A 24,982-nucleotide genomic window follows, 5' to 3' on the forward strand; every position below is an offset into this window, starting at 1 on the left:
GGCCGCCCCCTGGTACGGCTTGAGTGTGCAATTGAGTGCTGTAGTTCATGCCCGCTTCCCGATCTGTGCCGGTTGAGCCAGGGCCATGGCCAACTCGCGTACATGGCGCTGGTCGGCTTCGTTGATCTGTTGCAGTTGCTGGCCGAAGGTCGGCACGCCGAACACCCCGCGCAGCCCCTGGTTGATATCGCTCTGTTTCCACTGGCTGCCGTTGAACACGTTCATCTCGCTGACGCCCGGTACCTCGCGGCCGAAGACGGCGGCGAAGGTACTGCTGCCGAACACGCCACCGCCGTCACCGCCGCCGAAGCCCAGGAAACCGCCCTGGCCGCCGCCGATGCCCGAATCGCTGCTGCCGAACACCTGGGCAATGAAGCTCGGTGCACTGCCGGCGTTGCCGAGGAAGATGGTGCCCAGCGGCTGGATGTTGCCGCCAACGGTACGCACGTCGAACAGGCCCTGCGGCACCAGCGGCGACACGGCGTCGTTCACCACGATGCCCGGCACCTGAGGCTGCAGAACCACGGTGGCTGGAGCAGTCGCGGTTGCCGGAGGATCGACCCGATAGTTCAGGTCGCCCACATCCTGGGTCTGGATGCTCTGCGACTGCCCGACCAGCGAAACGGCCAGCAGGTTGCCGGCACCATCGCTGATGCCGCTGCCCGGCGCGTTGAGGCTGAGCGACAGCGCGCCCTGGCCGCGCATGTCGCCCACCACGATGCGGTAGGTCTTGGCGTCGATCTGTTGTACCGACTGCACCGTACCGCTGGCGCTGGACGTGCCCAGCACCGTGAAGTCGCTGGCGTCCACCCCGCTGACCGCCTCGTCGAAGGTCAGGGTAAAGCTGATGCTGCGGTCGGTCGGCAGGACCGGCCCATCCACCACGATGCCGCTCGGACGCGGCGCCCGGGCATCGACGAGGATGCCGCGGGTGTCACCGACGTTGCTCAGGCCGGTGTTGGCGTCGTTGCCACGGGCGTCGCGCAGGGTGCCGCCGTTGAGGTCGATGCTCGACGCCACGGCGAAGGTGCTGTTGCCGGCCATGCCGTTAGTGACGGTCAGGCGGAACACCAGGGCATTGCTGGCAGAACCCGACAGGTAATCGGCATACACCACCCGACCGTTGTCCAGGGTGATGGCCAGGCGCGGGTTGCCGTCGCCGCTGTCCACCAGCACCGCTTCGTCGGTATTGACGGTGAAGTCGAGGGTCTGCCCGGCCACATAGGTACCGCTGGCCGGCACGCCGACGCTGGTCACCGACGGTGCGACACGGTCGATGCTGTAGCTGCTGCCTTCCAGGCCGCCGGTGATCGGGTTGCCGGCGATATCGACGATACCGGTGCCGGTGCTGTTCAGGTCCAGGCGCACGTTGCCGGCGCCCGCCAGGTTGTCCACCACGATGGTGTAGGTGCGGCCATTGACCTGCTCCACCGACGCGATACGGCCGCTGGCAGTACCGGTGAAGGCCAGGCTGAAGTCGGCGCTGTCGACCCCGGACACGCTCTCGTCGAAGGTCACGGTGTAGCGCACCGAACCGGCGTTGGTCGGGGTGAGGTCGACATTGACGATGTCGCCGACCTGCGGCGCCACGGTATCGATCACCACGCCACCGGCAGCGCCGGGGGTATTCAGGGCTAGGTTCAGGGCATTGCCGGCCGCGTCGCGCGCCGAGGCGCCGTTGAGGTCGAGAACGCCTGGCAGACCGATGCCGGCTGCCGCGTTGTTGCCGGCCTGCACGGTGTATTCGAACACCAGCGCACTGCTGCCGCTGCCGGAAACGTAGCTGGCGTAGCGGGTCACGCCGCCGATATTCAGGGCCAGGCGCGGGGTGCCGGTGCTGGTATCGACGATGACGTTCTCGCTGGTATTGACGGTGAAGCGCAGCACGTCGCCAGCGTTGTAGGCACCCGGTGCCGGCAGGCCGACGGTGGAAACGGTCGGTGCCACCGCGTCGACACGGACCTCGCTGGTATCGCCGACGTTGTTGAGGGCGAGGTTGGCGTTGTTGCCGATGCTGTCACGCAGGGTCGCGCCGTTGAGCTGGATCCCGCTGCCGAGGGTGATGCCGTTGGTGTCCAGTTGGCCGTTGGCAACGGTCAGGCGGAACACCAGGGCATTGGTCCCGCCACCGGACAGGTAGGTGGCGTAGGCCGTGGTGCCGTTGTCCAGGAGGACTTCGATACGCGGCGTGCCATTGCTGGTGTTCAGTTGTACCGCCTCGTCGAGGTGTACGGTGAAGTCCAGGTTCTGTCCGGCGACGTAGGTGCCGTTGGCCGGGGCATCGACGCTGTTGACGCTCGGGGCGACGCGGTCGATGGTGTAGCTCAGGCCGGTCAGGCCACCGCTGATGGCGTTTCCGGCAGAGTCGGTGATGCCCGTGCCGCTGGCCTTGAGGTCTAGCCGGATACTACCGGCACCGGTGATGTTGCTCACCGTGACGAGGAAGTCGGCACCGAAGCTGGTCACCTCGGTGATGGTTCCTTGAGCCGTCCCGGTGACCACCAGATTGAAGTCATCGATATCGACGCCGCTGACGCCCTCGCTGAAATGCACGACGTACTGGACGGTGTCACCGGCACTCGGATTGACGTTGCTGCGATCCATGCCGGTGGCCGTTGGCGCCGTGGTATCCACCAGCACGTGCGGTGTTCCCACGCCGTTCAGGGTCAGGTCAAGATCATTGCCGGCCAGGTCGGTGAGCTGCTCGCCACGCAGGTCGAGGCTGTTGATCGCGATGCCGTTGTTGTCGTTGTCCCCCGCCTGCACCACGTACTGGAACACCAGCGCCGCACTGCCACTGCCGGAAACGTAGGTGGCGTAGCGCGTCACGCCGCCCACATCCAGCACCAGGCGCGGTGGCAACGAGCCGGTCTGCAGGGCTTCGCTGGCATTGACGGTGAAGGTAAGCACATCGCCGGCCTTGTAGTTGCCGTCCAGCGGGGTCGTGACACTGACCACCGTCGGCACCACGCCATCGACATTGACGTTGGCAGTGCTGGCGACGCTGTTGAGGGTGACCTCGATGGTATTGCCCGCAGTGTCGCGGATACTGCCGTTATTGAGCTGCACCGAACTGCCCAGGGTCACACCGTTGGCATCCAGCTGACCACTGGCGACGGTCAGGCGGAACACCAGGGCGCTGCCACCGGAACCAGAAACGTAATCGGCATAGGCCGTGCCGCCGGTATCCAGGGTCACGGCGATGCGCGGCACGCCGGTGGTGGTGTCAACCACCACGTTCTCGCTGAAGTTGACGGTGAAATCGAGGTTCTGGCCAATGATGTAGGTGCCGTCCGATGGCGCACTGACGTTCGCCACCACCGGCACCACGCCATCAACCACGATATTGCTGCGCCCGCCGAGGGAATCGACGCCGCCCACGGTGGGCAGGGTCAGCACCGCGAGGTCGCTGGTGTTGTTGCTGATCGCCGCGCCATTCAACTGCAGTGCCGCCGTGCTCTGGAAGTCCAGATCGGCGCTGAGGTCGCCAGCCTGCACGGTGTACTTGAACACCAGGGTGTTGCTGCCGCTGCCGCTGACATAGACCGCCTCGCGATCGACCAGCCCGGTTTCCAGCAGCAGGCTCGGGCTGCCGCCGCCGAGATCGACATTGACCACCTGGTCCCAGGTCATGCTGATCAGCACTTCGTCGCCGATCTTCACGGTGCGGTCCAGGCCCTGGGCCGAGACGCTGGTGACCTTCGGGTTCACCGGAATGACGTTGATCGAGATGGTGTCGACATCGGTCTTCGCCCCACCGCTGCCGGAGTTGCCGTTGTCGTTGGTCTCGATGGTCAGGCTCGCGGCGCCGAGGAAGGAGCTGCCAGACTTGAAGCTCAAGGTCTGCAACGCAGCATTGATGTTCGCGCGGTTGCCCTCGAAGATCATGCTCCCGTCATTGGTACCGGTGCCCAGCAGCAGGGTGATGCCGCTCAGGCTACTCAGGCTGAGAGTGCCGTTGGTGGCCGTCAGGGTCACGGTCATCAGGCCATTGCCGGCATCCACGTCGGTGATGGAGATGGCGTTGCCGTTGGCGGTGTTGAAGCCCAGGGCGATGTTCTGCGAGGCGGTCTGCGCGCCCGGCACGTTGTTGACCGGGGCATCGTTGACCGCGCTGACGTTGAGGGTGACGGTCTTGGTGTCGGTCTTCTCGCCACCGCTGCCGCTGAAGCCCTTGTCGTTGAGGGTCACGGTCAGGGTCACGCTGGCGGTGGCGTCCTGGGCGGTCTTGAAGGTTACGCCGTTGGCCGCGACGAAGAAGTTGATATCGGCCAGGCTGCCGGACAGGGTCAGTTCGCCGGTCTCGGAGCCGCTGACGGTAACTCCCATGCCGGTGGTGGCGCTCAGGGTGCCGCTCGGCACCGAGAAGGTCGCGGTGACGATGTTGATACCGGCATCGACGTCGGTGAAGCTGAAGCCGCTGATCACGCTCGACACATCTTCGGTCACCGTGATGGACGCCGGCGTGCTGATCACCGGTGCGTCGTTCACTGCGGCGACCTGCAGGGTCACGGTGGTGGTGGCGTCGGACACGCTGGTGGTGTTGATGTTGATGGTCAGGGTCACGTCGCCGCTGGCGTTGGCCGCCGGGGTGTAGAGCAGGCGGTTGGCGGCGATGAAGTTGTTGATGTTGGCCAGGGTGCCGCTCAGGGTCAGGGCCGTCGCCGTGCCGCCCACAGTCACGCCGCCGGCGCCGATGGCGCTGAGGGTGCCGCTGCCGACCGAGAAGGTCGCGACGCCAAGGGTGGTGTCGACATCGCTGAAGGTGATCTGGCTGAGGGGCGTCTGTGTGTCTTCGGTGACCGGCAGCGAGGCCACGGCACTGATGGTCGGCGAATCGTTGACCGCGGTGATGGTGACGTCACGGGTCACGGCGGTCGACTGTGCGTTGCTGCCATCGGTCACGATGAACTGCACGGTACGGGTGGTGCTGTTCGGGCTGTTCGAGGAGTTGTTATAGGTAATCGCCCGCAGCGCGGCCTCGAACTGGGCCACGGTCGCCTGGTTGCCGGCGGAGGTCAGGGTCAGGGTGCCGGTGCCGACGGTCCAGGTGCCGATGATGTTGCCCATGGTCAGCCCGTCGTTGACGAAGCTCAGGGTGTCCTGGCTGCTGAAGTAGGTCAGCATCCGCGCACTGGCACTGAGCGGATTCGGACCGTCCGCATCGACCAGGGTCAGGCCCGGGTCCACCGCGACCGGGTTGGAGGCGACGTTATTGCCTTCGCTCCAGGACGCCGCACCACTGCTCACGGTGACCACCGGCGCATCGTTGACCGCAGTGACCACCACGCTGGCGGTGTCGGTGCCCGAGGAATAGGCCGAGGTGCCGCCGGAAATGGTGGTATCGCGCTTGGTACCTTCGAGGCCAGCGGTACCGCTGGTCTGGTCCCAGGCCTTATAGATGAGGGTCGCCGTTTCGCCGTGGACGCCATCCGGAACATAACGGACCTTGTTGGTCGTGTTCAGGATCAGCGCAGTGGTATTCGAGACCGCGCCGACATCGGTCCAACTGGTGCCATTATCGAGGCTGAATTGCCATTTGCCATAGGTGCCGGTCAGTTCGGTGATGGCGATCCCTTTCACCGCGCCGGTATCGACATCGGTGATGCCGCCGATCAGCGAACTGACCAGGTTGCCCGCGTTGTTGGTGGAGGTGTCGTTCAACCCGGTCAGGGTCGGAAGTGTCGCGACCATGACTGGCGCGTCGTTGACCGAGGTGACTGGCTGGTTGGCTACCGCCGTGACGATGGAGAACGCCGTGGTGCCACCGTTGCTGGTGGTATCGGCAGTGCCACGGATACCGTTGACGGACGCCATACCAGTGGTCTGGTCCCAGCCGCGGAAGGTCAGGCTGGCGGTCTCGCCGTTGGCACCATCGGGGACATAGCGGATATAGGTGGTGGAAGCCAGCAGCAACGCGCTGGTGCTGGACACGGTACCGAAGTCGGTCCAGTTGGCGTTGTCGGTGGAATACTGCCAGATGCCATTGCCGGACTTGGTGATCACCGCGATACCACGCTGGGCACCGACATCGGGGTCGACCATTGTGTAGTTGGTCAGCAGGGTCAAGATCTGCGTGCCGCTGCTGGTGGTGTCTTCGTTGATGCTCGGCAGGCTGTACGGCCCGCCGGCGAGGACCGGTGCATCGTTGATGCCGACCACGGTCACGGTGCTGGCGACCCCCACGGCGATTGTGGGGATGCCACCGTTGTCCGTGCCACCGTTGTCGCTCAGGGTGTTCAGTGTCACGACCCGGTTGGCGGTGTTCGGGCTCTCGCTGTCATTGCGATAGGCCATGGTGTTGAGGATGGTCTGCACCGTCGCCACGTCCAGGCCGGCGCCGCTGCTGAGGGTGACGTTGGCGGTGCCACTGGTCACCGAGACCGTGACCGTGATGCTATTGCTGTTGGTGGTCAGGCTGGTGCCGTTGATCAGGGTCACGTCGCTGCCGTCGATCAGCAGCTTCTCGGCGGCACCGTTGGCCACGCCGCTGACGCTGAATGTCATCTGGATCACTTTCTGCCCGGACTCGACGGTGTTGACCGTCGCGCCGCTGAACAACTGCACCGCCGAGGTGTTCTCGGTGTAGGTCGGGTTGCTGGCGGAGAGGTTGACCACCGGCGCGTCGTTGACCGCCAGGACGTTGAGGGTCACCTCGGAAACCGCGCTGTTGCCGCCGGCGCCGTCATCCATGCTGATTGAAACGGTACGCGGCGTGGTGTTCGGCTCGGTGGTGTTGGAGTTGCGGTAGGCCAGGTTGTGCACCAGGGCAGCGACGGTCGTCGGGTTGGCGTTGCTGGTGAAGGTGACCACCAGCGGGCTGCCGTTGCTGCCGCCGGTGTAGGTGCCGATCACCAGGCCGTTGTACATGATCGAGGCGCCGGAAAGGATGATCTTGTTGGCGCCGGCCACCTCGTCGCGAATGAACAGTACGTCTTCGCTACCGCTCAGGCCGGTGGTGATCTGCACGGTCAGCTTGCCGCCGCTGAAGTTGGCAGAGTCAGCGTCGGTGACGGTGGCGTTGCCTCCGTCATCGAGCAGCACGTAGGAGGCGCCTTCGACGTAGGCAACGGTGTCGCCATTGAAGTTGCCGATAACCGGCGCGGCCACTGCCGAGACGGTGAAGTTCAGCGTGGTGTTGTCCCGGATGCCCTTGTACACCTGGCCGTTGGCATTGGCGAAGGTTTTGTTGTCGATGCGCACGGCATAGGCCACCCCGGCGATCATGTCGGCCGGTGGGTCGATGGTCCAGGTGGTGCCACTGCCGGTGACGCTGGCGGTGGTCACGTCGATGGTCTGGATGATCTGGTTGTCGCTGGTGCGCACGATATAGATGTTGCCCGTGCCCTTGGTCACCGCCTCGTTGAAGGTCAGGGTGATGTTGGCGCTGGGGGCCACGGTCAGGCTGTTGTCGGCCGGGGTGCTGCTCACCAGCCTGGGCAGGCTGCCGCTCTGCACGAACACGCTGGTCTGGCCGGCGGTGGACGAGGTCGCCATGAGATCGATATCGCCATCGCCATCGAAGTCGCCGACGCGGTATTGCTGGTTGGCCATGTCCGGCAGGACCACGCCGGAAAATGGCGACGCGCCCTGAGCGACATCGACGAACGTGCCGTTGTCGTTGCGTACGTATTTCCACACGCCATTGCTGAGCGTCTGATAGAGGATGTCGGCATCGCCGTCGCCATCGAAGTCCGCCACCACCACCCGGTTCACCGAGGGCGCCGGCAAGTTGGCCGAACTGGTCAGGTCTTCGAAGGTCCCGTTGTTGTTGTGCAGATAGCGCATGGCCTGGTTGGAGGGAGTGATGAGGATATCGGTGTAGCCATCGCCATCCATATCCGCCGCCTTGTACAGGTAGGCGCTGAAATCGATCAGGTTCACGTTGCGGAACGGCGAGCTGGCGTCGGTGCTGAGCACTGTGGTGAACGAGCCGCTGCCATTGTTCATCATCACGTACCAGTTGGAGCCGGTACCGGCGCTCTGGTAGAGAATGTCGGCAGCACCGTCGCGGTTGAAGTCGCCCACCACGGTACGGTTGCCGAAAGACGGCCCGCTCAGCGCGGTGGTGGTGAATCCGCTACCGGTATTGATATAGAGGTTCATGGTGCCGCCCGTGACTGCGGCGGCCAGCAGGTCGATACGGCCATCACCATTGAAGTCGGCGGCATGGTAGTTGGTGCCACCGGTGTGGGCATCGAGCAGGGTCACGCCGTTGAACATCGAGTTGGCCTGGTCGCTGATGCTGAAGGTGCCATCGGCATTGCCTAGGGCGAGGCTCCACGGTGCATTGGTACCGGCAGCCTGGAACAGCACGTCGGAACGGCCATCACCATTGAAATCGCCGACCACATAGCGCATGAGGCTGGTGCCACTGCCCAGCACTGGCGCGGAGGTCACGAAGCCACCGCTGTAGCTCGAGACCAGCAAACCGTCATAGCCGCTTACACTGAGCGCGCTGGTCTCGATGGTGCCGCTGCTGCGCTCCAGGGTCCAGTTGCCACCCAGGGCTGCCGCGCCGGTATCGTCCACCGAGGCTGCAACATCGGCACCGGTAATCGACGCCAGTTGGTCGAGGAATGCCTGGCCTTTGTCGCCCTGGCCCACATCACAGCCATAGAGCATCAGGTCGCCATCGGCCTTGAGGGTCGCGCCGATGCTCTCCAATGCCGCGCGATGCTCGGCCAGGTTGTTGCTGGCCAGCCACAGGTTGCCCAGTTGCACGGTGCCATCGGCGCCGTGGGACAACAGGTGGATGGCGTCGAGGTTCTCGCGCCCCTTGAGGTAGTCGGCCATCTGCTGCAGGCCGTCCTTTTCCGGATCGAGGACTACCACTTCGGCGTTGGCGGACACGCCCGCGAGCAGTTGCTCGACATTGCTGACCTGCCCGTCGATGAACACCACTTCGTGGCGCTGGCTGCCCTGCTGCTGGCTGGCAGTCGCGCCGGTCGCTGCCGGGGCCTGGCTGCTGTCGTTGTCGGAGGTGCTGTCCTTGGCCGCGTCGGCAGTGGTCTGCGCCGCAGCATCCTGGGCGACCACACCCACGGACGCATCGAACATGATCCGCGGCTCAAGGGCCATCAGCAGCGGAGCCTGACCGGGGTCAGCGGGCTGAGGCTGCTGGGCGGACTTGCGCGAGAGTCGTTCGATGAATTTCATGGTGCACCTCCTGGTGGTCACCGCATCGCCCGCTTGGGCCATGCGATCAAAAAAGTGGCGGTGCCCTGGGGCACCGCCGATTGTTGCCGTTAGTTGCGACTCGGGAAAATGCCCTGCATCGCGATGATGAAGTTCACCGTGATGTAGGGGCTCAGTACCGAGGACGGAATGTTGCCGCCCACCAGCGCCGCGGTGCCGGTCACGCTGACGCCGCCGGTCAGGGTGACAGGCGACGGCGACAGGTTGACGCGAGGCAGTGGAGTGCCGTTGTTGTCGTTGCCGCTGTGGAACAGCTGGTAGGTGGTACCAGCGCCATCGTTGGGGATGCCCAGGCAGCCGCCAGGGATCGGTGTAACGCTGGTGGCGTCGGCGTTCACTACCTGGGCGGTACCGGTCGCCGCCAGGGTGCTGTTGGTGATCATCGACAGCAAGTGCGTGTGGGTCGGCATGTTGGTCGACAACTGGGTCACCGACTCGCTGCCGCCTTTCTGGCCCATTTCGTAGTTCGCCAGGCCAGCGCCCTGCCCTTGGCCTACCGGCGCGCGGCTACGCAGGTCCGGGAGGGCGAAGGTGCTGACGCCGTCGCCCCCGAACTGGGTACCCAGCAGGGCGAACAACGCAGTGTTCTGACTCAACGGTACGACCTGGCCTGCGCACAGCGACCAGCCGTACGGAGCGAAATTGAACCCTGCCATCCTGATTTCACCCAGATAGGGATCAGCCATCAGACTCTTCCTTATGTTGACTTGCGTGGTTGGTTGAACTGCGAATCAAGGCGTTTAGGCAACCGCAACGCGGTCGCGATGAATCACCGCTTCAAGTACGTGGCGGCCGTCGGCTTCGGGGCGCATCGGGCTCATCAGCAAGGCCCAGGGCTGCGCACGGCCTGGGCCGTAAAGATTGAATACCGCTTGCGGCAGCACGACCCCGTGAGGCAAGGCCAGCACCAGCGAATAGCACTCGTAGTTCTCGTTCATGGCAGTACCATCGAGCACCTCCAGCAGGCTGACCTGCAGGCCATGATCGTGGGCGATCTGCAGCACGAAGCCCTCGGGATCGGCGTCGAGCAGTTCCTGCCGGCTGGGAATGGGGTCGTGGACGGGCTCGCTCATGAGACTTTCCTTGTGTCGGTGCGGGCGTCGCGGCGCAGCTTCAGGTACACCCCGGATTCGCCGCAGACATAAAAGCCCAGCCGGCCATACAGCCGCTGTGCCGGATTGAAGGTTTCGACGAAGAGTTCGACCTTGAGCCCCTGTTCGTCCGCCCGGCGCAATTGCGCTTCGATCAGGGCGGATCCGATACCCTGGCCCTGGAACTCGGGAAGCAGGGTGATATCGATCAGATTTAGGGTGGTCGGCCCCCAGAACATATAAAGACGGCCAATCGGCTGCCCTTCAAGTTCGATGATCAATAATTCCCCATCGGAATAATGGGCTTGATAGTAAGTGTGCTGAGCATTGAACTGCTGACTGAGAAACGCCGCGATCTGCTCGGCGGGCCAGCCGGTCTGGGACATCTCCTGCGCACGCGACCCGGCAAACAGCCGTTCGATAAACGCCATATCGTCCGGATGCAGGGCACGAAGGGTCACAGCATGCTTCGACATCAATGCGAACATCCTTGTAGAAATAACTTGGCGAACTAACTTTTATTGTGACGGGCGTCACGCTTACTTGCATGGCGAATTGACAGCAGATTACTCCAACTGTCTTACAATCGCACTACTAAAATCCACTTTCTCTTACCCCCAGAGCAGCCAGTCGTCGCCAGGCGGATCCTAATAGCGACATGGCCTGTCCATCCAATACCACAAGGCCTCTCTGCGGGTGCGAAACCTGTTCTGGCGCACCATTTTCGAGCTCGAAACGCACGCCGTATTGCGCTTCCAGTGGCTGCGCCCGCTTCTCTTCGTCGCGCCGCACGGCAATCGGTCCGCGCTGATCGGACACCAGGGCTTCCTGATCGATATAAGAGACGCCATTGGCGTCCACATCTTTAAGGCGGACCTGCAAAGAATCGCGCAACACGTCATCGGCCACGAAATGCCCGGTGGTGCCCGGCGCCACCCGCCACAGATCGGCTTCGGCGAGGTAACCGCGCAGGCGCAACCCGCCGCCGGCAACCTGGGCCACGGGCAGGTCGACGCTGATCCAGCGACCCGGCGCAAGGTTCGTGGCCAGATCACGCACCACGCCTGCATGCGGAGCGCGCAGGCTCAATCGTTCACGCTGGGCGGCCAACCCCCGGTACTCGGCGACCGACTCGGCCAGCCGCTGCTCGAGAATGCCGCTGTCCGCCGCCGTGGCGCTGCGGCTCGACTGACGACGCAGTTGCAACTGGGTGATCTCGATCTCGCGGCGGGTGATGCTCATGCGCGACTCCAGGTCTGGCGACTCGAGCGTCACCAGTACCTGGTTCTCCTCCACCGTTTGCCCGTCCTTGACCAGCACTTCGCGAATCCGCGCCGCCGCCGGGGCATGCAGCGCGCTGACCCGCTCGGCCTCCAGCATCGCCGGCACTTCAACACCGCTGCGCCACGGCACGATCAGCATCACCAGCAACACCAACAGGCCGCTACCGAGGACCAGCACCTTGCGCGGCTGGGCCTTGTCCCGGTGCTTCCACCAGTGCTGCCATTCACGCCAGATCGGCAGGCCGATGAACCACACCAGCTCGACCATCATCAGGAAGATGCCGAGCACTTTGAAGAACAGGTGATACACCGCCAGGGCGATACCGAAGAACAGCACCGCACGCCAGATCCACGAGGCGTAGCCCCAGCACAGCAGACGCTTGCGCAAGGCCGGCGACCAGCGCTCGGGCGCCGGCTCGCCATAGCCGAACAGCAACTCGCGCAGGTGCCAGCGGCACAGGGCGAAACCACGGCCCTGAAGGTTGTCGACACCCCACAGGTCGCTGAGCAGGAAATAGCCATCGAAGCGCATCAGCGGATTGACGTTGATCGCCAGGGTGGTGATCCAGGTGGCACTGGCCAGCATGAACGCCGCGGTACGCCCTGCCCCGTCCGGCAACAGCGACCAGGCGAGCAAGGCGATACAGGCCAGCAGCAGCTCGGCCAGCACACCGCCGGCACCGATCAGCAGGCGGGTGCGGCGGTCCTGCACGCGCCAGGCATCGCTGACGTCGGTGTAGAGCATCGGCAGCAGCACCATGAACGCCACCCCCATGCTCGGCACCCGGCAGCCGGCACGCTTGGCCATATAGGCGTGGCCAAACTCGTGGCACAGCTTGGCGAAACCGAGGGCGATGGCGAAGGCGGCCATGCCGCCCAGACTGAGCAGGTGCGGGAAGGTGGCCAGGAACCGCTCCCAGTCGCGCATCACCAGGAACAGGCCGAGCAGCAACACAGTCGGCAAACCGAAGCGCAGCAGATTGCGGCCGTGACGTTCCAGCCACGGCCAGGTGCGATTGAGAAAAGCGTCCGGGCGCCACAGCGGAATGCGGAAGAACAGGTACTTGTGCAGCACCTGGGTCCACAAGCCCTGACGCTGACTGGCGGCCTTGGCTTCGTAGCCGGCACGCTGTTCGGCATCGCCGGCGCTGATCAGGTCATGCCCGCGCAGAAAGCGCAGCAGTTCCTCTACCGCTTGCGGTGCGATGGGCGCACCGGGCTCGGCGTTGGCGGCCTTGAGCACCCGCGACGGGTCGCCCAGGGCCCAGTGCCGCAGCAGGCGCATGGCCGGCGCGCCGAGTTTGAAATAACGCCCGCGCAGCGGATCGGCGAGGGTCCATTGCGGCGAACCGTCCAGCCCCGGCGCACCCGGCGAGAGCTGCAGGTCGGGACGCAGCGCCGGCAACATCACAGGCCCACCGCCTGACGCAAGGCGGCCAGCGGCCGGCGCAGCAGGTACAGGGCCAGCGGTGCGCGGTCACCGAAGACCTTGGCGGTACCGCGCAGGCCAATACGCGGCGGCGCATTCTCGAAATTCGCATCGAGCCGGTACGCCAGTTGCCCGGCCGGCGTGCTCTGCGCCTGGTAGGCCGCACGCTCCAGGATGGCGCTGTGGCGGTTCAGCGGATCGCTGTCGAGGAACAGCGCCACTTCAGCGCCCTGCTCCAGGCCGATGGCGTCGGCCACCGGCAACTCGATGCGCAACTCGGCCTGGGCCGGATCGGCGATTTCCATCAGGCGCTCACCGGTCCGCATCGGCTTGCCGACGAAACGCTGGGCATCGGCGAACACCGCAATGCCATCGCGCTCGGCGCGCACTTCGCTGCGGGCCAGCAGGTCGCGGGCGTAATCACGTTCGGTACGCTTCTGCTCCACCCTCGCTGCCAGCAAATCGATCCGGGCGCTGGAATCGGCGTCGGAGAAGGCACGCTGGGTATTGGCCTTGAGCTCGGCCTCGGCCACGCCAAGGGTGCGCTCGGCGACATCGGCCTGAGCCTTGAGGCTGGTGGCGTCAAAGCGCACCAGCACGTCGCCGGCTTTCACCGACTGGTTGGGTTTGACCAGGAATTCCGCCACCACGCCGTCCAGCGGCGCGGCCACCACCTGGCCGTTGCGCGGAACGACTTCCGCAGGTGCCAGCACCGATTGGCGCACCGGCACCAGCAGCATCAGCAGCAACGCACCGGCGATGGCCCAGCGGGTCCGCGCCGGCCAGCGCAGACGCCAAGGTTTGCCGGGGTGCAGCGCCCGCCAGGCGTGGCTGTAGCAGTCGCCCAGTTGCGCCAGCAGCGCCTGCTCGGCTTCGCTCCAGGGATTGTCGCGGGCCAGCCACAGGCCGCCGAAGACTTCGCCTTCACGGTTCTTCAGTGGCAGCCAGAACGCATGGGGCGCCGACAGGGCCTGCCAGTCATCGCGGCTGGCCTGATCCAGGTCTTCCGGTGGCACCGCACCGGGCAGCGCGAAACGGTCGCTTGCCGCCAGCCGGGCGGCAACCCGCTCGATGAACACCACGAAAGGTGCATTCGGCTCGACCACGCTGATGCCGGTCAGGGCACGCACCTTGCCGGTGATCAGCAATGCCGCGTGACGAAAACCGAACAACGGCTGGCTGTCATTGACCATGCTGAACGACAGCACCTCCACCGATGCCGCAGCACGGGCCTGACGCTCCAGCTTCAGATAGTGGGCGAGCAGTTGCTCGAGCGCACCGGGGACGGGAGCGTTCATTGCGGCTCCGCGAAGTGCGCCGTGCCGCTCATGCCGGCCAGCAGGCCCGGAGTGCTCGCCGGCAGGCTGCCGATCAGCAGCAGCGTCTGGCTGCCTTCGTCGATGCGCGCGCCAAGGCGCTTGACCACCGCGTTGATCGGCTGGCCGGTTTCATCGGGTACGAAACTGAAGGTCTGTTCGGGCTTGAGCTTGCCCAGCCAGCGCGATGGCACCAGCAGATGGATTTCCAGGGAGCGGTTGTCGACGATTTCCAGCAGCGGCGCGCCGCTGGCGACGCTTTCGTGGGCCTGGACCCGACGCGCGACCACCTGGCCATCGAACGGCGCCTTCACCTGGCAGCGCTGGACCTGCACCTGATAGACCTGCGACTCGGCCTGGGCCTGGGCCTGACGCGCCTCGGCCAGCGCCACTTCGAAACGACCGACAGAATTGAGCGCCGCCAGTTGCTGCTTGTTGCGCAGTTCTTCACGGGCGGCGCGTACCGCAGCGCCGGAGGCATTGGCCTGGGCCTGATACGCGCTGCAATCGAAGCGCACCAGCACATCGCCCTTGCTGAACGACTGGCCTTCGGCGAACGGGATCTCGGTAACGCGACCGGGCAGTTCGCTGGCCAGCACCGCCTGGGAGCGGGCGCGTAGCACACCGCGGACCTCGCTGGCGGTGGCACTGCTGCCCTCGAGCAGTGGATCGCTGTCGCTCGCCGCCTGGGCCACACCGCTGATCAGAGCGAACACCGCCCACCACGCTACCTGCTTCATCTCGGTACATCCCTGTAAAGGTTTTGATTTGTTTCAGTTTGGGTATCGGCGGCTCTGGAAAGAACCTGAGAAGCCGTTGGTCAGTGCCTGTCGTGGCCGTTGCACGGGGCTTGGTTGCACGGGACTTAAAGGAGAAGCGGAGCCTCGGCCGGGCGCCGGAAGGAAAATGAGAACGTCGTCACAAAAATGGACTCTCAATCAAGTGGCCGGATGCTATCAAGGTTTTTCCTGAGGCGGAAGCCGGCCGCTCGTCGGTTCGATGAAGATTGTCCGACAGGGCTGTCGAAAGCCTGCCCCCTCCAATCGACCAGCAGGACAAGCCCACCCCCCGGAGTGACCGCCATGGACAACCCCTCCAAGCACCGGACCGTGAACCGCAGTGAATGGCTCGCCGCCCGCCGCCAGCTACTGCTCCACGAAAAGGCCTTCACCCACCAGCGCGACGAACTCAGCGCCGCCCGCCGCGCCCTGCCGTGGGTACGGGTGACCGAGCCCTACCGATTCGAGGGCGATACCGGCACGCTGAGCCTGGAGGCACTGTTCGCCGGGCGCAGCCAGTTGCTGATCTACCACTTCATGTTCGCCGACGGTTGGGACGAAGGCTGTCCAGGTTGCTCGTTCCTTGCCGACCACTTCGACGGCGCAAACCTGCACCTGGCTCATCACGACGTCTCGCTGGTGGCGGTGTCACGGGCGCCGTTCGGCGAATTCCAGGCGTTTCGCCGGCGCATGGGCTGGAAATTCGACTGGGTGTCGTCCCATGGCACCCGCTTCAACGAGGACTTTGGCGTAACCCCGTCGGGGGAATACAACTACGCGCCCTATGAGGGCGACGAAACCGAGCTGCCGGGGCTGAGCGTGTTCTACAAGGATGACGAGGGCGAGATCTTCCACACCTACTCCAGCTATGCCCGGGGGCTGGACATTCTCGTCGGCACCTACAACTTCCTCGACCTGATGCCGCTGGGGCGCAACGAGGACGGCACCATGGACTGGGTGCGGCACCACGATCGGTACGAGGGCGACCACAAAGCGCACTGCTGCCATTGACCCCCCAATCGCCGGCAATGCCGGCTCCCACAGGGATCGCGTGCACCGCAGTCCATCCCGTGGGAGCCGGCGTTGCCGGCGATGAGACCTCATGCCAGCCATGAGCCCGAACGAATCTGCTTTAATACGCGCTTTTCCCAAGGCTCGCCCCATGCCTCACCCTTCCCTTCATGTGCTGGTCATCAGCCACGCCTGGCCCGAACCGTCCGCGCCTTCAGCCGGCAACCGCCAGATGCAGATCCTCGACAGCGTCCTCGCAAGCGGCTGGCGCGTGACCTTCAGCAGCCCGGCAGCACGCAGCGAAAACACAGCTGGCCTGGCTGCGCGGGGCATCACCGAGCACCGCATCGAACCCGACGGCAGCCGCTTCGACGAGTTTGTCAGCGAACAGGCTCCGGACGTGGTGCTGTTCGACCATTTCACCCTGGAAGAGCAGTTCGGCTGGCGCGTGGAACAGCATTGCCCGGATGCCCTGCGGGTGCTGGACGTCGCCGAACTGCAGAGCCTGCGCGACGCCCGCCAGGTAATGCTGCGCCAACGCCTGACCTTCGGCCTGGACCCGAACGACTTTCGCGAACTGTTCGCCACCTCCGGTCCCGACCTGTACCGGCAGATGGCCCCCGCCGACCTGGCCCAGCGCGAGTTGGCCGCGATCTACCGCAGCGACCTGAGCCTGGTGGTGTCCGATGTGGAGATCGACTTGCTGGTCAACGGCTTCGCCGTGCCGCCGGATCTGCTGCACTGGTGTCCGCCGATGCTGCACCCGAGGGGCGAAACGCCGCCGCCGTTTGCCGAACGCGAACACTTCGTCAGCCTCGCCAATGTGCGGGATGCGGCCGACTGGGACGCGGTCCTGTGGTTGAAACACAACCTCTGGCCAATGATCCGCCGCCGCCTGCCCGAGGCGCAATTGCATATCCATAGCCTCGGCAGCTCGCCCAAGGCCGCCACCCTGCACGCCCCGGAAGACGGCTTCCTGATCCTCGAAAACACCGACGGGCCGCAGCAGAGACTGGACGAGGCTCGGGTGTACCTGGCGCCGCTGCGCGTGGGCGCAGGCATCAACGGCACACTGCTCGACGCCCTGCAGGCGGGCACACCCTGCGCGACCACACCGATCGGCGCGCAAGCCTTGCAAGGCGCATTGCCATGGCCGGGCCTGGTGTCCGAGACCGCCGAAGGCCTGGCCCAGGCCGCCGCCCTGCTGTACAGCGACGAGGCCCGCTGGAATCAGGCCCAACGCGACGCGCGCCAGTTGCTGGGTGCCCGCTACGACGGACGTCGGCACAGCGCCGCGCTGGCGCAACGGATCGAACAGACCCTGGAGGAGTTGCCGGCACAGCGCCTGTACAACTTCACCGGAACGATGCTGCGCCGCCTTCAGCGCAAGCATCCGCAAACGGACTGAAACGCGGCTCCCTTCAGCGACGGCGCAACAGATAGGTGTCCATGATCCAGCCCTTGCGCGCCCTCGCCTCTTCGCGGGCGGCAAGGATGCTGGCCTTGACCGCCGCCAGCGGCCCGCTGATCAGGATTTCGTCCGGACTGCCGAGGTAGGCACCCCAGTAGATATCCAGTTCGGGGTCGTCCAGCTCGGCGAACGCACACTTGCCATCGAGCATCACCAGCAGGTTGTCGATCCGCGCCACCTCGGCCAGGCGGCGTCCGGGCAGGATCTGGATGGGCTCGCCGATCCGGTTGAGGGGCACGCGATGACGGGCCGCCAGCGCCTGGACGCTGCTGATCCCGGGAATCACCTCCAGACAGAACTCCTGCCCCTGCACCTGCTCGAGGATGCGCAAGGTGCTGTCGTACAGCCCGGGCTCACCCCACAGCAGGAAGGCCCCGCACTCCCCTTCACCCAACTCGTCCGCCAGCAACCGGGCATAGAGCGCGGCACGCTGCTGGTGCCAGTCCCGGACCGCGCCGAGGTAGTCGCCGGCCTCGGCATCGCGGCGCGGATCATCCACCTGCACCAGCCGGAACGGACGGGTCACCAGGTCGGCGAGCATCTGCTTGCGCAGTTGCAGCATGTCGTCGTTGCTCTGGTGCTTGTCGAGCACGAAGAACACGTCGGCCCGGTTCATCGCATCGATGGCTTCCAGGGTGATCTGCCGCGGGTTGCCCGGGCCGATGCCGATCAATAGCAGGTGCTTCATGTCGAACTCCCGAAAGGCACCGGACCGCTCGCACCGGCGTTACCAGATGGAGAAGTTGTAGCTGACAATCACCCGTGTCTCATCCATGTCGCGGGCATATTTCTCGTAGTTGCTGCGGTAGGTAGCGTTGCGCAGGCGCACACTGACATCCTTGAAGGTGCCACTCTGCACCTGGTATTTCAGCTCGCTGTCGCGCTCCCACTCCTTGCCCTCGGCCATGCTGCCGAGCACGGCAACGTGGTCGCCGTTGATATAGCGGGTGAAGAACGTCAGGCCTGGAATGCCCAGGGCCTTGAAATCGTAGTCGTAACGCAATTGCCAGGAACGCTCCTGCGCCGCCGCGAAGTCGTTGACCTGGGCGTAGTTCACCAGGTACGGGTTGCTGCCATCCAGGTACGGCATGGCGCTGTCGCCGTACATGCGCTGCCAGCCCGCGCTGAACTTGTGGCCGCCGAGGCTGTAGCCGAACATGCCGCTGAAGGCACGGTGGTCGATGTCGCCGGCACGGGCGCGCCCGACGTCATCGCTCTTGATCAGGCGCAGGTCTGCCGACAGCGCGCCCAGCGCCAGCGGCTGGCTGGCCGCAAGGCCGAGGAAGTGCTGACGATAGATGTTTTCCAGCCTGGCGACCTGATACTGGGCGCTGACACGGTCGTTGATGCGATAGTCCAGCCCGGCCAGGTCGAAGTGATCGGCGGTGGTATCGCAGGCATAGCGCTTGTTCTTGCAGTGCACGCGGATGTCCTGGGCATCGGTGGAATCGCGGGCGGTGTATTGGTCGAGGCGCATCAGGCTCAGGCGCAGATCGCTCGACTCTTCACTGGTCAACGCGGCACCGTGGAACATTGTCGGCAACAGGCGACCGTCGTTGTATTTGAGCAACGGCATGTCCGGCAGCATCGCGCCGTATTTCAGCACGGTCTTCGAATAACGAACTTTGCCGGTCAGACCGAGCTTGGCGTATTGATCCACCGAGCGCCGCGGGTCATGTCCGCGGGACGGCAACAACCCACTGTTGCTGTCAGCCGGACTTGAATCGAGTTTGAATCCATACATGCCCAGCGCATCGACACCAACGCCCAGCGGGCCTTCGGTATAGCCGGATTGAATGTTCAGAATAAAACCCTGCGCCCATTCTTCGCGTTTCGACGCGCCCTGCGCGGAACTGCTGTGGCCGTCACGAAAGTCGCGATTGAAGTAAACATTGCGCGCCTCGACACGCGCACTGCTGTCTTCCAGAAAACCACCGGCCTGGGCCGATACACTGACGAGCAAACCCGCCAGACCGCACAGATGGCGCCCGGAAGAGCAGGAAACAAAACAAAGCATGAGCCACGGCAATCCGAATTAAAGGCCAGCAACCGGCCCCGTTCCGAATGATGGGGCCTTCTGCACCGGGCAACTGCGCACGGCGGCCGCGGATTATCGGCAAGCGCTCTGGCCCGGCCCATTGGACCATGGTCGAAGGCGTCGCCGGCAAGCCGTTGCCGAGTGTGTTGCACGCGGAACATCGGCAAGTTTGAAAGTTCAACGTGCTACAACAATAAAAGTTAACTGTAAGTCCACGGGCGATTGGCTACACTGTTTAGTATGCTGTTGTTACAGCCCCCGTGATCGTTGTGTTAATTGCCTCTATCGCAGTGCGCAACACCATAAAGGAGTGATTATCGTGTCCAGACTTGCAGAGTTTCGAGCCGCGGAAAAAGCCCTACAGGAACAGCTCGCTCAACTGGAGGCGCTTAAACAGGACGCCGGACTCAAACGTGAAATCGAGTTCGAGCAAAAACTCGTTGCGCTGATGAAGAGCTATGACAAAGGACTGCGTGACATCATTGCGATTCTCGACCCTGCCGCGGCCACCCGCCCGTTGGCACAACCGTCGAAAAAACGGCGGGCGCGGGTGGTGAAAGTCTATGAAAACCCGCATACCGGCGAACTCATCGAAACCAAGGGCGGCAACCATCGCGGGCTGAAAGCCTGGAAGCAGCAATACGGTGCCGGAGAAGTCGACAACTGGTTGCGCACCTGATCTCCCGCTTCACAGATTTTTCACAAGGGGTGGATCAGGATGAAGACTGCTAAAGGATTAGCGCCCCATGCGCCCGCTTCGGCGGGCTTCTAATTCCGACGCTCCGTGACGCGAGTCACGGGGCGCAATTGTTTGCGCAATGGTTTCAGTTCCGTATCATGGCCTTCTGATTTTTCCTACAGCGGAGTGCCCATGAGCCTGCAAGATCTCGATAACCTTCCCGGCGTCACCGCGCAACCCGATGCCGCCACCCGCCACTTCGTGTTCAACCACACCATGCTTCGGGTCAAGGATGTCGCCAAGTCCCTGGACTTCTACACCCGCGTGCTGGGCTTCAGCCTGGTGGAGAAGCGCGACTTCCCCGAAGCCGAGTTCAGCCTGTACTTCCTGGCCCTGGTGGACAAGGCGCAGATCCCGGCCGATGCGGCCAAGCGTACCGAGTGGATGAAATCGATCCCCGGGATTCTCGAACTGACCCACAACCACGGCACCGAGAACGATCCGGCGTTTGCCTATCACAATGGCAATACCGATCCTCGCGGGTTTGGCCATATCTGCATTTCCGTGCCGGATATTCGTGCGGCGTGCGAGCGGTTCGAGGCGCTTGGTGTGACGTTCCAGAAGCGTTTGAGCGATGGGCGTATGAAGCATCTGGCGTTCGTCAAGGATCCGGATGATTACTGGGTCGAGATTATTCAGCCGACCGAGTTCTGATTTTCGCTGAGGGTGGGAGTCTGTGCTGGTTTTGAGTGATTATCCAGCATTTTTGGCGACGTTATCGGCCCGTTCCGCCCTTACGGCGGCTTACTTTTGTCTTGTCAAAAGTAAGCAAAACCGCTGGCTCCCACATACGGCCCTACGCTTCGCTCCGGGTTCCCTCGCTCCGGTGTCCTCCAGGGGCCGCGCGGCCTACGACTTGCTTCGCCAAGTCTACGACTCGCGCTCTTCGGCTACGCCGAAGGGGGCTGCGCCCCAGCCCCTTCCGAACACCTCCACTCGGCCTCCTGAAGTCGCAGGTTACGGGCGGCGTTCTTGCGGACGGATCTTCGAAATTCGGATCTGATTTTGACAGGCGATCCAAAGAGCCGGAGCTTTTGCTCTGGCTTTTGCTCTTCATGCGCGTCAGTTCAGACGCCGCCAATTGCGACTTCAGCCGGCCGAGTGGAGGTGCCTGTAGGGGCCGGGTGCGTAAGCACCCTTCGGCGATAGCCGAAGACGCGAGATGTAGATTTGCGAAGCAAATCGTAGGCCGCGCTGGCCCCGAAAGGTGCCGGAAGGAGGGGACCCGAAGCGAAGCGTAGGGCCGGATGTTGGGAGCGGGCGGTTTTGCTTACTTTTGACAAGACAAAAGTAAGCCGCCGTAAGGGCGGAACGAGCCGGCAACGTCGCCGAAAATAACGGATATGCCCACAAATCAAGCACCAAACAACCGCCCCCACCCAACAGCGAATCAGGGCGCCGGATTCGGCTGCCGCACATGAATCGCCTCGATCCCCGCCAGCAACTCATCCGTCAGCTTCAGCTCAACACTGGCCAGGTTGCTCGCCAACTGATCCAGATTGGTAGCCCCAATGATATTGCTGGTCACGAACGGCCGGCTGGTGACATACGCCAGCGCCAGTTGCGCAGGATCCACCCCATGCTCCCGCGCCAGCGCCACATAGGCCTCAGTGGCCCGCTCCACTTCCGGATTGTTATAGCGCTGGAAGCGATCGAACAACGCCAGCCGCGAATTCGCCGGCCGCTCGCCATTCAGGTACTTGCCCGACAACACACCGAAGGCCAGCGGCGAATACGCCAGCAATCCAACCTTCTCACGAATGGAGATCTCCGCCAGCCCCACCTCGTAGCTGCGATTGAGCAGGCTGTAGGGGTTCTGGATCGACACCACCCGCGGCCAGCCGCGAGTCTCGGCCAGGTGCAGGAAGCGATGCACGCCCCACGGGGTCTCGTTGGACAGGCCAACCTGCCGCACCTTGCCCGAGGCCACCAGGTCCGCCAGCACTTCCAGCGTGTCCTCGATGGCCACGGCATCGTTGTCGGCGGCATCGTGGACATAGCCAAGCTGGCCGAAGAAGTTGGTCTGGCGGTCCGGCCAGTGCAACTGGTACAGGTCCAGGTAATCGGTCTTCAGCCGTTCCAGGCTCGCATCCAGCGCCGCGGTGATGTTGGCGCGATTGAGCCGGGTACTGCCGTTGCGGATGTGTTCGATACGGTGCGGACCGGCAACCTTGCTCGCCAGCACCCAGTCGGCGCGACCGCCGAAGCGGGCGAAGTAATTGCCGATGATCCGCTCGGTCTCGCCGTAGGTCCTGGCGATCGGCGGCACCGGGTACATCTCGGCGGTGTCGATGAAATTGACACCGGCCTCACGGGCCACGCGGATCTGTTCGAAGGCTTCGGCCTCGCTGTTCTGCTCGCCCCAGGTCATGGTGCCGAGGGCGATGGCGCTGACTTCGATTCCGCTGTTGCCCAGTTGACGCTTTTCCATGAATCACTCCTTGGTTGAAAACGGCGCGGCCGCCAGCCCCTGAAAGGCGCCGACGGCCCGTACCCGGTTACGGCTTCAACGCACGGCAGGCTTGAACAGCTCCACGGCGCTGGCGTCGATCTTGCGCGGCAGCAGGCCCTGGGCGAAGAACACGTCGGCGATCTGCTGCTGTTCGGCCAGGTTGTCGGCCTGTACCGGTTGCACATCATAACTGCGTCGGCCATTGGCTTGCTCGACCGTCGCTACATCGAGGTTGCCCCAGAGCGGTCCGAGCACCCTGGCCGCGTCGGTCGGGTTGGCCTTGATCCACTTGCCCGCCCCGCTCAGTGCCTTGAACAGCGTGTTCAGCACCTGCGGATGTGCCCTGGCGTAATCGCTGGAGGCCAGGTAGTAGCGCTGGTAGTTGGACAGGCCCTCGCCATCGCTGAGTACCCTGGCATGTTGCTGGCGCTGGGCACTGGCAACGAACGGGTCCCAGGTCACCCAGGCGTCCACCTTGCGGTTTTCGAAGGCGGCACGGCCATCGGCCGGAATCAGGTAGGCCGGCTGGATGTCACTGAAGTTCAACCCGGCCTTGGTCAGCGCCTGGATCAGCAGGTAATGGCTGCCAGCGGCCTTGGTCACGGCGATTTTCTTGCCCTTGAGGTCGGCCAGGCTTTTCAGCGGCGAATCGGCCGGCACCAGGATCGCCTGGGCCAGCGGCGACGGGGTCTCGCGGGCAAAGTAGGTCAGTTTGGCACCGGCAGCCTGGGCGAATACCGGCACGGTGTCGGCCACGTCCGCCGAGACGTCGACGTTGCCGAGGTTCAGCGCTTCCAGCAACGGCAGGCCGCTGGCGAATTCATGCCAGGTGACGTCGATGCCCTGGGCCTTGAGCTCTTTCTCCAGATTGCCCTGGGCCTTGAGCAGGGTCAGCAGGGTCGAGGATTTCTGGTAGCCGATGCGCAGGGTCTCGGCGGCGCTGGCCGTGCCGGCGAGGCTGGCGCCCAGCACTACGGCGGCGGCCAGCCGGTACAGACGCTTGAAAGGAATCATGGGGAAGCTCCGGTTCAGGGGGTTTGGGTCAGGGCGTCAGCGGCCGGCAGAACGAAGCCGCTCGCAAAGGTGGGCTTGACCTCCAGACGCTCGGCAATCAGGCCATGGGCCTGGTAGAAGTCAGCGGTGTCCTGCTGCTCGCCGATGGTCTGCGCGTCCACCGTCTGCCAGCGCAGTTGCCGACGCTCGAATTGCAGACGGGCCGCCTCCACCGGGAAGCCGATGATCTGGGCCAGGGTTTTCGAGTAGCTGTCGAGGTTGCGGTTGGCCCAGTCCTGCGCCTTGGCCAGACGCGTCAGATAGTCCTGCAGGGCCTCACGGCGGGCCGGGTCGGCCAGGGCCTTGTCGGTGGCGGCCAGGAAGCTGTTGCCACTGGACAGCCCGCGACCGTTGACCAGCACCCGGCCTTGCCCACTGAGCTCGGCCAGCGCGGTATAGGGTTCCCAGGTCGCCCAGGCGTCCACCGAGCCATTGGCCAGGGCGACCTTGGCGTCCACCGGGCCGAGGAAGCGGAACTCCACGTCCTTCTCGCTGAGGCCGGCGCTAGCCAGGGCCTTTAACGCCACGTAGTGGCCGATGGAGCCGCGACCGGTGGCGATGCGCTTGCCCTTGAGATCGGCCGCGCTGTTCAGTGCCGACTTCGGTTCAACCAGCACCGCGGTGCCGTAGGCGTCGGACTTGTCGACAGCGATCGCCTTGACCTGCGCCCCGGACGCCAGCGCAAAGAGCAGTGGCGCGTCACCAATGATGCCGGCATCGATGGCACCAGCGTTCAGCGCTTCGGCCAAGGGCGCCGCAGCAGGAAATTCGGCCCAGCGGATGTCATAGGGCAGGTCGCGCAAAGCGTCGGCGGCTTCCAGTTGGGCGCGCATGTTGCCCTTCTGGTCGCCGATGCGCAGTTCGAGGCGCTCCGCGGCGTAGCTGTGGCCGGCCAGCAGCAGGGCCGCGCCCAGGGCCAGGATTCGGGTAAAGGGGATCATCGCGACACTCCTCAAGCTGTTGTCAGGTTCTGGGTTCCATCCGCCGTTCGTCGCGAATGCCAGTGGACTGTACCGGGCAGTCGATAATCAGTGAAATGCATTTTGGTCATAACCTAATATGCGAACAATTTTTCATTCTCGTGATTAGCTTAGAACCATAAAGAATTTTACATAGCACTTT

General features: G+C 64.2%; 16 protein-coding genes. 4 read left to right on the forward strand and 12 right to left on the reverse strand.

Going from position 1 to position 24,982, the window contains the following annotated elements; all coding sequences use genetic code 11:
* Positions 1–45: 45 nt before the first annotated feature.
* The 7 genes from AC05QJ_RS19655 to AC05QJ_RS19685 form a co-directional block, all read right to left on the reverse strand.
* Positions 46–9,159, reverse strand: a complete 9,114-nt coding sequence (locus tag AC05QJ_RS19655) for a DUF4347 domain-containing protein (RefSeq protein ID WP_476742953.1) — start codon at positions 9,157–9,159, stop codon at positions 46–48.
* 89 nt (positions 9,160–9,248) lie between these two features.
* Complete coding sequence (locus AC05QJ_RS19660) at positions 9,249–9,884, reverse strand: phage tail protein (RefSeq protein ID WP_476742954.1); 636 nt, start codon at positions 9,882–9,884, stop codon at positions 9,249–9,251.
* Between the two features lie 54 nt (positions 9,885–9,938).
* Positions 9,939–10,271, reverse strand: coding sequence for a DUF6916 family protein (locus tag AC05QJ_RS19665; RefSeq protein WP_476742955.1), 333 nt, complete (start codon positions 10,269–10,271; stop codon positions 9,939–9,941).
* A complete protein-coding gene (locus tag AC05QJ_RS19670; RefSeq protein WP_476742956.1) occupies positions 10,268–10,765 on the reverse strand; it encodes a GNAT family N-acetyltransferase in 498 nt (165 codons plus the stop codon). The genes AC05QJ_RS19665 and AC05QJ_RS19670 overlap by 4 nt, the downstream gene beginning before the upstream one ends.
* Positions 10,766–10,883: 118 nt before the next feature.
* On the reverse strand, positions 10,884–12,983 hold the full coding sequence (locus AC05QJ_RS19675) for an efflux RND transporter periplasmic adaptor subunit (RefSeq protein ID WP_476742957.1): 2,100 nt from the start codon (positions 12,981–12,983) through the stop codon (positions 10,884–10,886).
* Entirely contained in the window at positions 12,980–14,299 is a 1,320-nt protein-coding gene (locus AC05QJ_RS19680; protein ID WP_476742958.1) for an efflux RND transporter periplasmic adaptor subunit, read from the reverse strand. The genes AC05QJ_RS19675 and AC05QJ_RS19680 overlap by 4 nt, the downstream gene beginning before the upstream one ends.
* Positions 14,296–15,057, reverse strand: coding sequence for an efflux RND transporter periplasmic adaptor subunit (locus AC05QJ_RS19685; RefSeq protein ID WP_476742959.1), 762 nt, complete (start codon positions 15,055–15,057; stop codon positions 14,296–14,298). Before AC05QJ_RS19685 ends, AC05QJ_RS19680 begins: the two co-directional genes overlap by 4 nt.
* Positions 15,058–15,399: 342 nt before the next feature.
* Here AC05QJ_RS19685 and AC05QJ_RS19690 point away from each other — a divergent pair, with 342 nt between their 5' ends.
* Entirely contained in the window at positions 15,400–16,107 is a 708-nt protein-coding gene (locus AC05QJ_RS19690) for a DUF899 domain-containing protein (protein WP_476742960.1), read from the forward strand.
* A 151-nt stretch (positions 16,108–16,258) separates the two neighbouring features.
* Positions 16,259–17,515: a glycosyltransferase gene (locus AC05QJ_RS19695; protein ID WP_476742961.1), complete on the forward strand. Its 1,257-nt coding sequence runs from the start codon at positions 16,259–16,261 to the stop codon at positions 17,513–17,515.
* Between the two features lie 13 nt (positions 17,516–17,528).
* Here AC05QJ_RS19695 and cobF read toward each other — a convergent pair whose 3' ends face one another.
* Both cobF and AC05QJ_RS19705 read right to left on the reverse strand, forming a co-directional pair.
* The gene (gene cobF / locus AC05QJ_RS19700; protein WP_476742962.1) at positions 17,529–18,266 is read right to left on the reverse strand and encodes a precorrin-6A synthase (deacetylating); all 738 of its coding nucleotides are present in this window, start codon (positions 18,264–18,266) and stop codon (positions 17,529–17,531) included.
* A gap of 39 nt (positions 18,267–18,305) precedes the next feature.
* Positions 18,306–19,595 (reverse strand): OprD family porin, encoded by a 1,290-nt coding sequence (locus AC05QJ_RS19705; protein ID WP_476742963.1) that lies wholly within the window; start codon positions 19,593–19,595, stop codon positions 18,306–18,308.
* Positions 19,596–19,935: 340 nt separating this feature from the next.
* Between AC05QJ_RS19705 and AC05QJ_RS19710 the strand changes: the two genes are divergently transcribed.
* Entirely contained in the window at positions 19,936–20,295 is a 360-nt protein-coding gene (locus AC05QJ_RS19710) for a histone-like nucleoid-structuring protein, MvaT/MvaU family (protein WP_476742964.1), read from the forward strand.
* Between the two features lie 192 nt (positions 20,296–20,487).
* Positions 20,488–21,009, forward strand: a complete 522-nt coding sequence (gene gloA, locus AC05QJ_RS19715; protein ID WP_476742965.1) for a lactoylglutathione lyase — start codon at positions 20,488–20,490, stop codon at positions 21,007–21,009.
* Between the two features lie 736 nt (positions 21,010–21,745).
* Here gloA and AC05QJ_RS19720 read toward each other — a convergent pair.
* The 3 genes from AC05QJ_RS19720 to AC05QJ_RS19730 form a co-directional block, all read right to left on the reverse strand.
* Positions 21,746–22,786 carry an NADP(H)-dependent aldo-keto reductase gene (locus AC05QJ_RS19720; protein WP_476742966.1) on the reverse strand — a complete coding sequence of 347 codons (1,041 nt, stop codon included), beginning with the start codon at positions 22,784–22,786 and terminating at the stop codon, positions 21,746–21,748.
* 75 nt (positions 22,787–22,861) lie between these two features.
* Positions 22,862–23,821 carry an aliphatic sulfonate ABC transporter substrate-binding protein gene (locus AC05QJ_RS19725; protein WP_476742967.1) on the reverse strand — a complete coding sequence of 320 codons (960 nt, stop codon included), beginning with the start codon at positions 23,819–23,821 and terminating at the stop codon, positions 22,862–22,864.
* A 14-nt stretch (positions 23,822–23,835) separates the two neighbouring features.
* On the reverse strand, positions 23,836–24,801 hold the full coding sequence (locus AC05QJ_RS19730; protein WP_476742968.1) for an ABC transporter substrate-binding protein: 966 nt from the start codon (positions 24,799–24,801) through the stop codon (positions 23,836–23,838).
* Between the last annotated feature and the right edge of the window lie 181 nt (positions 24,802–24,982).

This window comes from Pseudomonas sp. TUM25319 (genome assembly GCF_056388475.1).

Bases quoted from the DNA above. Each gene is read 5' to 3' on its own strand.
- AC05QJ_RS19655 (WP_476742953.1), bottom strand. From the start codon at position 9,159: ATGAAATTCATCGAACGACTCTCGCGCAAGTCCGCCCAGCAGCCTCAG.
- AC05QJ_RS19660 (WP_476742954.1), bottom strand. From the start codon at position 9,884: ATGGCTGATCCCTATCTGGGTGAAATCAGGATGGCAGGGTTCAATTTC.
- AC05QJ_RS19665 (WP_476742955.1), bottom strand. From the start codon at position 10,271: ATGAGCGAGCCCGTCCACGACCCCATTCCCAGCCGGCAGGAACTGCTC.
- AC05QJ_RS19670 (WP_476742956.1), bottom strand. From the start codon at position 10,765: ATGTCGAAGCATGCTGTGACCCTTCGTGCCCTGCATCCGGACGATATG.
- AC05QJ_RS19680 (WP_476742958.1), bottom strand. From the start codon at position 14,299: ATGAACGCTCCCGTCCCCGGTGCGCTCGAGCAACTGCTCGCCCACTAT.
- AC05QJ_RS19685 (WP_476742959.1), bottom strand. From the start codon at position 15,057: ATGAAGCAGGTAGCGTGGTGGGCGGTGTTCGCTCTGATCAGCGGTGTG.
- AC05QJ_RS19690 (WP_476742960.1), top strand. From the start codon at position 15,400: ATGGACAACCCCTCCAAGCACCGGACCGTGAACCGCAGTGAATGGCTC.
- AC05QJ_RS19695 (WP_476742961.1), top strand. From the start codon at position 16,259: ATGCCTCACCCTTCCCTTCATGTGCTGGTCATCAGCCACGCCTGGCCC.
- cobF (WP_476742962.1), bottom strand. From the start codon at position 18,266: ATGAAGCACCTGCTATTGATCGGCATCGGCCCGGGCAACCCGCGGCAG.
- AC05QJ_RS19705 (WP_476742963.1), bottom strand. From the start codon at position 19,595: ATGCTTTGTTTTGTTTCCTGCTCTTCCGGGCGCCATCTGTGCGGTCTG.
- gloA (WP_476742965.1), top strand. From the start codon at position 20,488: ATGAGCCTGCAAGATCTCGATAACCTTCCCGGCGTCACCGCGCAACCC.
- AC05QJ_RS19720 (WP_476742966.1), bottom strand. From the start codon at position 22,786: ATGGAAAAGCGTCAACTGGGCAACAGCGGAATCGAAGTCAGCGCCATC.
- AC05QJ_RS19725 (WP_476742967.1), bottom strand. From the start codon at position 23,821: ATGATTCCTTTCAAGCGTCTGTACCGGCTGGCCGCCGCCGTAGTGCTG.
- AC05QJ_RS19730 (WP_476742968.1), bottom strand. From the start codon at position 24,801: ATGATCCCCTTTACCCGAATCCTGGCCCTGGGCGCGGCCCTGCTGCTG.